Origin of the sequence: Aquisphaera insulae (assembly GCF_011064615.1) — a bacterium.
GTDB lineage: Bacteria > Planctomycetota > Planctomycetia > Isosphaerales > Isosphaeraceae > Aquisphaera > Aquisphaera insulae.
The window spans coordinates 315,488-328,066 of record NZ_JAALJH010000001.1; the positions used below are offsets into that span (position 1 = coordinate 315,488).

At 67.2% G+C, this 12,579-nt stretch carries 3 protein-coding genes; 1 reads left to right on the forward strand and 2 read right to left on the reverse strand.

Going from position 1 to position 12,579, the window contains the following annotated elements; all coding sequences use genetic code 11:
- Positions 1 to 92: 92 nt before the first annotated feature.
- Positions 93 to 11,237 carry an Ig-like domain-containing protein gene (locus G6O54_RS01070; RefSeq protein WP_205678638.1) on the forward strand — a complete coding sequence of 3,715 codons (11,145 nt, stop codon included), beginning with the start codon at positions 93 to 95 and terminating at the stop codon, positions 11,235 to 11,237.
- A gap of 234 nt (positions 11,238 to 11,471) precedes the next feature.
- Here the strand turns inward: G6O54_RS01070 and G6O54_RS01075 are convergent, their stop codons facing one another.
- Positions 11,472 to 11,777: a ferredoxin family protein gene (locus G6O54_RS01075; RefSeq protein WP_165219290.1), complete on the reverse strand. Its 306-nt coding sequence runs from the start codon at positions 11,775 to 11,777 to the stop codon at positions 11,472 to 11,474.
- A gap of 181 nt (positions 11,778 to 11,958) precedes the next feature.
- Positions 11,959 to 12,498, reverse strand: coding sequence for a peptidylprolyl isomerase (locus tag G6O54_RS01080; protein WP_214654223.1), 540 nt, complete (start codon positions 12,496 to 12,498; stop codon positions 11,959 to 11,961).
- Positions 12,499 to 12,579 lie beyond the last annotated feature (81 nt).

The window sequence follows — 12,579 nt, forward strand, 5'->3', positions numbered from 1 at the left end:
TTGATCGAGGGGTCGGGGGCGAGCCCGAGGCGCGAGTTCAGGCGTGCCGGGCGGGCCGGCCGGATCCCGCAAGCGAACCGGGGAGTCTGTCGATGGGAAGCTTCGGAGAAGAGAATCGGGGACAGGGACCCAGCCGTCGCCGGGACAGGAAGCATGCCAGGCGGAAGTCGTTCCACTGGCTGGAGGGGCTTGAAGACCGCACCTTGCTGTCGGCGAACCCGTACTACCTGCCCACGACGACCGACCTGGCCGACATCCAGCACGGCCCCATGGCCAACATGGGCGGGTCCCTCGTCAAGGTCTACCAGACGTTCCTCCAGAAGAGCGGCAACACCTCTCAGGTGGCGAGCGCCTATCCGCTCCTCTTCTTCAAGGACAACTCGGTCCTGATCGGGCTGAGCGGCAACGGCAACTTCTCCGGCCTGGTCTCCCAGGCGAAGAACCTGGGGCTCCAGGTCATCAACCAGAACGCGGACTACCAGCTCGTCACGGGCTGGATGCCGATCAGCCAGCTTCCGGCCACCGCCAAGCTCCCCGACCTCATGAGCGGCCACGCCGTCGTCCGGCCCCAGGTGAACGCCCTGGCGGTCAACGAGGGCGACTACACGATGTACTCCAACGTCGTCAAGCAGAACTCGAACTTGACCGGCGCCGGGGTCTCCGTCGGCGTGATGAGCGATAGCTTCAACTACCTGGGCGGCTACGCGACCGACATCAGCACCGGCGACCTCCCCTCCGGCGTGAACATCGTCAAGGAGATCCCCTCCGGGTTCACCGGCACGGACGAAGGCCGGGGCATGGCCCAGAACGTCTACAAGATCGCCCCGGGGGCGACGCTCTCCTTCGCCTCGGGCTATCCCGACGTCGCCGGCTTCGCCGACTCCGTGAACCAGCTCGTCAGCGCCGGCGCGAACATCATCGTCGACGACCTCAGCCTCGCCAACGACCCGATGTTCCAGCAGGGCATCATCGCCCAGGCGATCTCCAAGGCCGTCGCCCAGAACGTGACCTACCTCAGCTCCGCGGGGAACTCCGCGGATCACGGCTACCTGTCGAACTTCCGCGGCGTGAGCGGTACCGTGACCGGCCTCGGCTCCGGCCGGTTCATGAACTTCAACCCCAGCGGCACGTCGCTGACGATGCCGATCACCGTCACCGCCGCCGGCGCGATCATCTCGTTCCAGTTCGACCAGCCGTTCAACACGCAGCAGGTCGACAAGACGAACATGGTCACGTCGCAGTTGAACTTCTACCTGCTCGACCCGACCACCGGCGCCATCGTCTACTCGGGCACGGACGACAACACCCAGACCCAGGAGCCCTTCCAGTTCCTGTCCGGGATCGCCGCGGGCAACTATCTCGTCGCCATCCAGGTCATCAAGGGTCCTGACCCCGGCAAGGTTGAGTTCGTCCAGTTCGGCGACTCGGACATCACCATCCCGCAGACCTTCGGCTCGGCGGGCGGAACCTTCTACGCCACCTCGTTCGGCCACAACGCGGACCCGAACGTCATCGGCGTCGGCGCGATGCCCTGGTGGGCGACCTACCCCGACATCGTCCAGAACCCGATCCGGAACGAGACCTTCAGCTCGTTCGGCCCCCAGATCCTGACCCGCGACGCCAACGGCAACCCCCTCAGCTCGTCGGTCCAGGTCGCCAACCCCTCCGTCACCGGCCCGGACGGCACCAGCACCAGCTTCTTCGGCAACCCGCCCCCGAACGACACGACCCTCTTCAACCCCCCGACGACGACCAACCTCTACGCGATCTTCACGCCGTCTCAGGTCAACACCTACGCCTTCTTCGGCACCTCGTCGGCCGCGCCCAACGTCGCCGCCGTCGCCGCCCTGATGCTCCAGAAGGCGCCGGGCTCGACGCCCGCCCAGATCAAGTCGGCCCTGGAGACGTCGGCCCGGGGGATGAACTCGACCCCCGCCGGGTCCCTCAATCTCCAGTCCGGGTTCGGCCTGGTCAATGCGATCAACGCCATCAACGCGATCGACCTGCTCCGCGTCTCCGAGACCGACCCGGCCAACGGCGCCACGGTCACGACCGCGCCGGGGGGTATCACGGTCATCTTCTCCAAGGCCGTGCAGTTCTCCACGGTCCAGGCCAGCGACCTGGTCTTCACGTCGGTCCCGGCCGGGGTCACCGTGACGCTGGGCACCCCCGTCGCCCTCGACAACCCCACCACGCCGACCAGGGTCTTCTTCCCCTACACCTTCACGCGGTCGAGCGGGACCGCCACCGCCAACGGCCCCTACACCTTCCAGGTGAACGGGCCCATCTCGTCGACCGACGGCAAGGCGCTGGTCCCTTCCGGGAACATCACCTTCACCCTCGCCGACACCACCGGCCCGAGGATCACGAGCGTCGCGACGCTCTCTCGCGTGGTCACGATCACGTTCTCCGAGGCGATGGACGCCAGCACCATCAACCTCAACAATGTGATGGTCCTCCGCCAGAACAACACGGGGAACTGGAACAACGCGATCAACCTCAATGCCGACCCGCGGACCAGGCTGACCTACGACCCCACCACCCGCACCGCCACGCTCGATTACAGTGCCCTCCCCCAGACGGCGTTCCCGTCCGACCGGTACGCGATCGTCGTCACCGACAGCGTGACCGACCAGGTGGGCAACGCCCTCGACGGGGAGTTCAGCGGCACCTTCCCGTCCGGCAACGGCCAGCCGGGCAGCAACTTCAACGACGACCTGGGCTATCTGACCCTGCAGGCCCCCGTGATCACGTCGTTCGGGATGACCTCCGCGAGCGACTCCGGGATCCCCAACGACCAGAACACCAACCTCTCCCAGCCCACGTTCATCGGCCAGGTCTACAACTCGTTCCTGGGGACCGTCGCGAACCTTCAGGTCTTCGTGCAGTTCAACGGACTCCACCCCGAGCTGGGGGGCAACTTCAGCCTGGCGCCCGGAGGCGGCTCGCCGCCGCGCGGGACCACCGGGACCTATGACCTGGTCGCGACGACGGATTCCTCGGGCGCCTTCACCTTCACCGCCCCCGTCCTGCCCGAAGGGTTCCAGAGGGCCAAGCTCGTCGTCGTGGGCGGGGCGGACTCTCCCCCGCTGCCGGGCCTCTCGTCCCAGTTCGAGCGGGCGTTCCGGATCGACAAGACCAGCCCGTCCGTCGTCGGCGTCTCGCTCGTCAACGGCGCGGCCCCCACGAGCCCGTCGCCCAACATCGCGTCCCTGCAGTCGATGCAGGTCGACGTGACCGACTTGGTCAATCAGCTCTACCCCTACATGGGGACGCCCGATGTGGTGCTATTCCCCGCCATCGACCCGACGACCGCGTCGAACATCAGCAACTACTCGCTCGTCCGGACCAACTCGGACGGCACCACGACCGACGAGTCCCAGTACCTGACGAACGCCGCCTTCGTCGCGACCGCGGCCGCGACCTCCGGCGGTTTCGTCACGGCCTACAACGGGCACATCACGCTGACGTTCGCTTCCGGGCTGCCGGGGGGCAACTACTCGCTGGTCGTCCACACGACGCAGCCGCCGTATCCCGGCCTGCTCGACGCCGCCGGGAACAAGCTCGCCGCCAATTTCACCTATTCGTTCAGCGTGGCCACCAACCCGGCCTACGTGACCAACGTCCAGATGCAGAGCACCTGGAGCCCGACCGCCGCCGAAGGCGCGAATACGGTCGGGGGTCCGCGTTCCTACTACGAGGTCCCGTCGACCGACCCGACCTACATCGCCCGCGCGGCGGCCCCGCCGAGCGCCTGGGTGGTCGACCTCTCGACCCCGATCCCGTACACCAACTACACCGGCCTGGCCGCGAACCAGCTCCCGCTGCAGCTCATCGGGTCTGCGGATTCCACCGCGGCGGCGGCCGACGGTGCGTTCGGCACCCTGGGCGTCGCCGGGCTGGGCTCCACCGGCTCGGGATTCCACATCGTCGGCAACGTCTCGCTGGCGCTCTACAACTATGACGCGACCACCGGGACGTCTACCCTCGTGCCGCAGGGCGGCCAGGGTAACAGGCTGGTCCTGACCTACACCGGCGGCGGCAACCTGGCCCCGGATTACTACCGCCTGTACATGCCCAACCAGGTCAACGGGGCCCTGGACACCCGCCTCTTCGACATCTACGGCAACCAGCTCGACGGCGAGTTCCTGGGCGATCAGACGAACACCGGGGCCTACGAGACCCTGATGTCGGACGGGACCTATCGCACCGGCATCTCGGGCGACGGCGTCTCCGGCGGTGCGTTCATGACCGGCTTCGTCGTGGTCCCGGCGGGGAACATCATCTTCGCCCGCCCCGACTACCAGGAGGATCCGCTCCTCTCGAGCACCGTGCCCGACGGCAGCCTCGCCAAGCCGTATTCCGCCTTGGCCCCGGAGAGCAACCCCAACACGGCGCCGGCGAACCCCACCCACGATCCCAACGGCGGCCAGAATAGCAGCCAGTTCTTCCTCTCCGGCTTCAACAAGCAATTCGACCGCAACGGCAACGGGGTGTTCGACCGGTCGGCCCTGTACGCCGCCTCGCAGCTCGCCTTCAAGGGTCCGGTCGTCGTCGTGGCCCTGCCGGGGACGCCCCAGCGTAATCCGGTCACCGGGGCCGTCACCCAGCAGCCGTTCGTGCTCCAGGCCCCGGCCGGCCCCAGCACGCTGATCAACGACGCCAGCGCCTCGGTCCCGTTCGACACCACGCTGGTCTTCACGGCCGGCTCGGCGCTCAAGGCGCAGAACGCGTCGCTGTTCGTCCAGAACCAGGGGAGTGCCCTGCAGGCCCTGGGCGGCTTCTCCACGTCGTCGCAGGTCAATTTCACCTCGTACAACGACACGAGCGTGGGCGGAGCGACGAACAACAACCCGGTCACGACCCCCCGTTCCGGCGACTGGGGCGGCATCGTCTACCGCAGCTACGACCAGGCCGCCCAGCCCACGGCGACCTTCCCGATCGACACGACCCTCAAGGGGATCAACGGCCTGGCCGTCTCCGGCTCGGACGACGTGATGTCGATCGTCAACAACGCCAAGATCCAGTACGGCGGCGGCTCGGTCCCGCAGTCCTCGGGCACCTTCTACAGCGGGATCACGCTGTTCAACGCCCGGCCGGCGATCACCAACGACATCATCACGAAGGTCGGCGGCACCAACGCGGGGCTGCAAGGGGCTATCGGCGCCGACATGGATTCGTTCCGCCAGGACGACACATCCTGGGGCCCGCTCGTCCGCCGCACCACCGTCACCAATAACAGCCTCAACGGCATCTGGCTGATTCCGGAGCGGAACGGCTTCGTGCAGCCGACCAACGCCGTGCCCCTCCCCGACAACCCGACGACCCTCGGCGGGCGGCAGAATTACGTCTTCTTCGAGGCGCTGCCGATCGTCGTCACGGCCCAGCTCATGGTCGGCCAGGAGCTCCTGGTCAACACCGGCGGCGACACCTCCTGGACGGCGGACCGGCTGTATGTGCAGCCCGGCACGATGTTGAAGTTCAACTCGGGCTCCGGCCTCGCGGTCACCAATCCCGACGCCAGCCTCAACGTCGGCTCGCGGTCCTACATCGCCGGGTTCGACCTCGACGACAACTACGGACCCGGCAGCAGCGGCTTCGTCGCCGAGAGCGCGAACGACCCCCAGGTCCTCTTCACGTCACTCTACGACGACGCGGCGACGACCACCCTGGTCCCCTCCCCCATCGACGTGACCGGCGACGGGGCGACGTCCGTGACCTCGGCGATGTGGGGCAGCGTCGGCATCCAGAGCGGGGCGAAGGCCGTCATCAACGCCGCCACCTTCCAGTACGGCGGCGGGGCGATCAACACGCCGACGTACACCATGCCGTCGCAGTCGGTCCTCGCCTTCATCACCAGGGAGACGACCTTCGACACGCCGACCTTCCGCACGGACCTCGGCTCCAAGGTCTACATCACCAACAACAACTTCTTCAACAACTTCGACGCCGCGATGCAGATCGAGCCCAACGGGCTGCTCGCCGGCGATCCGGTCCATCCGCTGGCCTCCGGGCACCCCTTCTTCCGCGGCAACGTGATGCAGAACAACGGCATCGACGGCCTGGCCGTGGTGACCAATCGCATCTTCCTGCACAACGGGACGTGGAACTACCTGGGACCGCTCGAGGCCCAGTCAGCGGGCGGCGGCTATTCCAACCAGGACGTGAGCGCCGTCTGGGATGCGACCGATCTGACCTACGTCCTCCGAGGGACCCTCATCCTCGACAACCGGACGATCCCCTCGGCGGACCCCAACGCGTTCACCGCCGAGCCCAAGCCGACGACCACCCTGACGATCCAGGCCGCCCTGCCGGGCACGCTCCTCGCCGACGGGGAGACGATCCCCAATCCCGGTGCGTCGGTCCTGGTGAAGATGCTCAATGACCTGACGCCCAACGGCAAGGGGACCTTCGGCCAGTTCGGTACCCCCGGCATCGGCGCCAACCAGAACGCAGGCGCCGGTTTCATCGTGGGCGTCGACAACACCGTCGACCCGACCGCGGACGGGCTGGTCGACCCGGGCGTCTACACCCAACTCCGGATCCTGGGCATCGGCGGCAACCAGACCACCGGACAGCAGCGGGTCCCCGTCATCCTGACCTCGCTCCGAGACACCACCGTCGGCGTGACGGCCCGCGGCGTCAAGATGACGGACATCCTGCACAGCACGCCGGCCTGGCAGAGCCAGAACCCCGGCGCCGTGCTGAACACGCCGGCCTCCGGCGACGGCGGCATCATCTACATCGGCGGCAATTCGCTGACCGACTACAACCTGCTGGATCCCCGCGACGGCAGCCTGATCGACAACGCCGATCTCCGCTACCTGACCCGGATCGAGATCCAGGGCGGCGGCATCATCAACGTGAGCAACGACAGCCCGACGCCGGGCTCGTGGTTCAACGACAAGAGCGGCATCAACACGCCGATCACGCAGTTCAACGCCGCGATGGCGATGACGATCTCGAACTCGCACATCGACAGCTTCTCCGACGCCGCGGTCTTCGTCCATCCTGACCAGGCGAACGGGCTCCAGCGGACCCAGGCCGGGGTCATCACGCGAGGCGGCTTCCGGGGCCAGGGCGTCAACCTGTTCATGTACAACAACACGATCTCGAACTCCGGCCTGGCGGGGATCCACGTCGAGAGCGAGAGCGGGGGTGACGACGTCGCCACCGCGCAGAGCCCGAACCAGATCGTCCTGCTCAACAACACGTTCTACAACAACCCCACCGCCATCACGACCATCGCGCCGCAATGGAACGGCACCAACGCGCTCGCCCACACCTACACCTTCGCGATGAACAACATCTTCGTGGGGTCGACGGGCATCGCGGTCAACATCCAGGGGCAGGCGGGCTTCAGCAACCTCCAGTACAATCTGTACTACAACAACGCGACCAACCTGATCGCGAATACGACCGACGGTGACTTCGCCGGCAACAACGGCGTGGTCAACAAGGATCCGCTGTTCGTCAACCCCGGGGCGCTCAATTTCGCCCTCCAGCCCACCTCGCCGGCCATCGACGCGGCCCGCAGCGAGATGGGGCCGTTCCCCGCGGCCAACGTCCTCTTCCCGGCGGTCACGCCCGTCCTCGACGAGCGGGGCGGCATCCGCACCGACCCCGACACCCTGCCCTTCAATCAGATCCCCGGCGGCAGCAACCAGTTCGGCGGCTTCGGCGTGGTTAACGATCCCCGCCAGATCGTGACGCCGCCGGGCTCCGGGAACTTCTCCTTCTACGACCAGTGGGTGGCGGCCCTCCCCACGGCGGACAACGCCTACACCGGGCCGGCGTCCAACGCGGGGACCTATGCCTACACGCCGGTGACCGGCCAGCGCGACATGCTCGGTCTGGAACGGATCGACGACGCGAACGTGAAGAACGTGGGCTTCGGCCGCTATCCGTTCCTCGACCTCGGGGCCATCGAGTACGTCGACCTGAACCCGACGAAGGTGGGGTCGGTCACGGCCCAGCTCCAGGGGAGCACGACCGCGACCAACTTCTACACCGTCGGCGGCAAGGCCGGCGCGAGCTCGACCCCGAACTACCTCTACGTCACCTTCACCAACGCCGTCGACCCCGACTCGCTGAACGCGAGCACGGTCTACCTCCAGGCCCTCGGCGTCACCGGCAACAACACGCCGGGCACGCGGATCAGCCTGGCCGGCAAGCTCGCCTTCGACCAGGCGACGGAGACCCTGACGATCAGCCTGGCGGCCTCCGGTCTGACCCTCAAGACCGACGCCTACCAGCTCGTCCTGGTGGGCAGCGGCGCCCAGGTGATCTCCAACCCGCAGGGCATCGCCCTCGACGGCGAGAGCCTGAGCAACAACAACGACCCGACCACCGGCGTCCAGCTTCCACTCCCCTCGGGCGACGGCAACCCGGGCGGCAACTTCTACAACAACTTCATCATCAACTCGACCCCATCCAGCATCACGCCGGGGACCTTCACGCTGGCGCCGGCCAGCGACACGAACATCGTCGGCGACTTCGTCACCTCGAACAACGTCCCCAGCTTCGTGGGGACCATCTCGGAGCCCAATCCGGAGCTGGTCCCGCTGGCGGGTCAGACCGTGCTGGTGGACGTGGGCGTCGCCTCCGCCAACGCCGACGGGTCGGTGTCCATCGTCTACTTCGCGGACTCGCCGAACATCCCGGCGGCCCTGCTCCCCTACCTCCGCAACAACGCGGGCAGCGCCCTGACCGACTCTTCCGGGGCGTTCAACGTGGCCATCGGGGTCGATGCCGCCAACACCGGCCTCGTGACCAACACGAACCCCCTGAACGACGCCCCCTACAGCGTCGGCACCAGCGGCCAGCTCGTCCCGCTCCCCGGCACGGTCAGCGGCTACTACGTCGCCCGGGCCCGCGTGATCGACCAGAGCGGCAACAACTCGTCGAGCACCGACCCCAACGCCCGGGCCAACTTCGTCGTCGACACCCAATCGCCGCAGGTGAGCATCACCAGCCCCTCCAACGGCAGCGTGGTGTCCACGAGCTCGTCCGCCCAGACGTTCGTGATCAACACGAACGAGAACATGGATCTGACGCACTTCACCGGCGCCCAGATCCAGCTCCTCCTGTCCGCGCCGGACGGGTCGTTCGGGACGGGGGCGACCACGGTCGGCATCTCGAACATCACGGTCACCTACCTGGACAAGGGGACGGCCGGCGGGTCGGGTCGGGAGCAGATCACGTTCACCTCGGCGACCGCCCTGGCCAACGGGCTCTACCAGCTCACGCTGATCGGCTCCGGGTCCAACGGGATCCGCGACATCGCGGGCAACGCCCCGGCCTCCGGCGACGTGGTGGCGACCTTCGCCGTGTTCAACCCGAACAACATCCACGGGCTGTTCGTGGGCGCCGCCGGCTACGTCACCAACCCGAACGCCGCGGCGGGCTCGCGGGCCAACCCGTATCCGACCATCGCCGCGGCGATGGCGGTGGCCGGCGTCGGCGACCGGCTGCAGATCCTGCCCGGCGTCTACACCGAGAACGTGACCCTGGGCCAGTACGTCAGCCTGGCCTCCGCGGCCGTGACCAGCACCGACTCGAACTTCGTGTCGGGGAGTGCCCTGGACACCATCATCCGCTCGCCGGCCGTCGCCTCGGTCGCGACGACGGTCGCGATCGCGGCCTCGAACATGCCGCTCTACTCCAACTCGGCCGGGCTCACGTTCCAGTCGTCGATCACCGGCCTCACGGTCGCGTCGTCGCTGATCGGTGACCCTGCCCTGGGGACGACCAATCCCTCGTCCGTCGGCCTCTGGATCTACAACGCGGCCGTCCTGGTCCAGGACAGCTACTTCATCAACTCCGGGATCGGGATCGCCGTCTACACCGCCGGGGCGACGCCCCCCGCCCCGACGATCATCAACAACGGGGTGATGGGCAACCTGACCGGGATCCAGGTCAACGACCAGGGCTCCTCCTTCGCGTCGACGACCAACGTCATCAACAACACGATCGCGTACAACACGACGGGGCTGAACGCGATCAACTCGGGGAACAGCAGCTCCTCGCAGGTCTACGCGGCCAACAACATCTTCTGGCAGAACCACGACCGGACCCTCAGCCGGCCCGGCGCGGGGGTCATCTCCTCGACCAAGGACAAGGTGGTCCTCAACAACAACCTGTTCTCGGGCAACGGGGCGAGCGACACCAGCAACGCCTACGCGGCAATCAACATCGGCAACGGCTTCGATCCGTCGCTGCTGGGGACGACGGCCGCCGCCGCCCAGTCCAACCTGGGCAACTTCACCGGCTGGCCCGCCTTCGTGGCCCCTCGCGACCCGCGGCCGGGGGCGGACGGCCCGGCGACGTTCCTCCGCGACGCCAACTTCGGGCTGACCTCGAGCTCGGCCGCCATCAACAACGCCCTGGCGAGCGTCGCGACCAAGACCGACATCATCGGCAACGCCGCGAACCCCAATCCGACGACCCGGGGCTTCCAGCTCCCCGGCTACGGCCCCCGCGACGTCGGTGCCTTCGAGTATGTCCCCGCGGGGACGGCCACCACGGGCACCGTGGGCGGCTCGTTCCGGATCGTCACCACGTCGCTCGTCCCGGATGGCTCCTCCGCCGCCAATGGCAGCGAGTTCGACGTCTACTCGACGCCGGACTCCGTGACCGTGAGGTTCTCCGGCTCGGTGGACAGGTCGAGCGTCGACGCCACTGACCTGGTCCTCTCCGGGTCGCTCCTCGGCTCCCTAAACCCGGCCCGGGCGACGAGCGTGACCTGGCTCGACGACCACACGGCCAAGTTCAACCTCTCCGGCCAGCTCAACTCCAGCGGGACCGTGAGCGTGTCGCTGGCGGCCGGCTCGGTGAAGAGCACGAACGGGGCCTCCCTCCCGGCGTACGCGGACAAGGTCTACATCAAGACCGTCCCGATGCCGACCACGCCAACCACGCCGACCACGCCGACCACGCCAACCACGCCCACCACGCCCACCACGCCGGTTGTCAACCCCGTCACGCCGCCGGCCGCCGCCGCACCGACTTCACCAAAGGGCAAGAAGGCCAAGGTGAAGACCCCGACGGCGGCGCAGCAGGCCGCGGCCCGCAAGGCCGCCGCCGAGAAGCAGGCCGCGGCCCGCAAGGCCGCCGCCGAGAAGAGGGCCGCCGCCAAGCAGGCCGCCGCCCAGAAGAAGGCCGCCCAGAAGGTCGGGAAGCAGGCCACGGCCAAGGTCGCGGTCGCCCGCAAGCCCTTCACGTTCGCCGGTCGCTGATCGGCGACGGCTCGACACGACGACACCTCGCACGAAACGGGCGGTCTCCGGACCGCCCGTTTCACGTCCCTGAGCGCTCGGCTCACGCGTCCGGGCGCTCGACGCGGGCCGACCGACCGCCGCGCGGAGCCGGCCGGAAAAAGGTGGGTAGGGCGCATGGAAAAAGCCTCGGGAAGTCCCGAGGCTATTCGCACTCTGCAAGGAGAATCTAGGACCGGCGTACGCCCCTTCGGCTCACTTCTTCTTCCGGCTCGTGTCGCAGGACTCGCCTTCCAGTGCGTCCCGCTTCTCATTGATCACCGGGCACTTCGGCGCCTCCTCGGCGTTGAGCGCGGTGAATTCCTTCCACTCGTCCGGGAGGTTGTCCTCGTGGAAGATGGCCTCCACGGGACACTCGGGGACGCACGCCTCGCAGTCGATGCACTCGCCCGGATGGATATAGAGCATCTGGGCGCCTTCGTAGAAGCAGTCGACCGGACAGACCACCACGCAGTCCGTATACTTGCAGTCGAAACAGGGCTCGGCGACAACGTGAGCCATTCGCGACTCCTTTGTCTGATCGGAACGTCGGCTTGAAATCGTCGTATGATCGCGACGGTGATGCGGTGTGGTGGACAATCCATCACCCGATGAGGCCCATCTTAGGCCGACCCGAGGGCGCGGTCAAGGGTGCCTCGTCGTTCCGCCCCCTCTGGTCATCGGCATGGGGAACGCTCGCGGTTCAGCCCTTGCGGCGTCTCGCACTCTTGATGTAGACCGGCTCGACCGGGACGTCGGACATGCCCTCGCGGGTCGTGCGAGCCACCCTCGCGATCGAATCAACCGCGTCCATGCCGTCGATGACCTTGCCGAAGACCGCGTAACGCATCGTATCCAGGCGATCGTTGTCCTTGAGATCGATGAAGAACTGACAGGTCGCCGAATTCGGGTCGCTCGTGCGAGCCATGGCGACGAATCCGCGCTTGTTGGCCAGGCCGTTGCCCGACTCGTTCTTGATCGATCCGTGAGTCGGCGGCTTCTCCTCCATCTTGTCGTTCACGCCGCCGCCCTGGATCACGAAATCGGGGACGACGCGATGGATGAGCAGGTTGTTATAGAAGCCGTCGTCGACATACTTGAGGAAGTTCTCGACGGTGATCGGGGCCTTGTCAGGATAGAGCTCGATGGTGATCGGCCCGCACGAGGTGTCGAGCACGACGACCGGATTCTTCGTCTGCGACGTCTGCTGGGCCGCGACGGGAGGAGCGAGGGGTGCCCCCATCGTCGCGAGGACCGCGGCGATCGCGAGGGAAAGACGCGACTTGGCCATTTCGGTAGGTGCTCCCGTGCGGCAATCCGATCC

Excerpts from the sequence above, each read along its gene's own strand:
- G6O54_RS01075 (WP_165219290.1), bottom strand. The coding sequence starts at position 11,777 with ATGGCTCACGTTGTCGCCGAGCCCTGTTTCGACTGCAAGTATACGGAC.
- G6O54_RS01070 (WP_205678638.1), top strand. The coding sequence starts at position 93 with ATGGGAAGCTTCGGAGAAGAGAATCGGGGACAGGGACCCAGCCGTCGC.
- G6O54_RS01080 (WP_214654223.1), bottom strand. The coding sequence starts at position 12,498 with ATGGGGGCACCCCTCGCTCCTCCCGTCGCGGCCCAGCAGACGTCGCAG.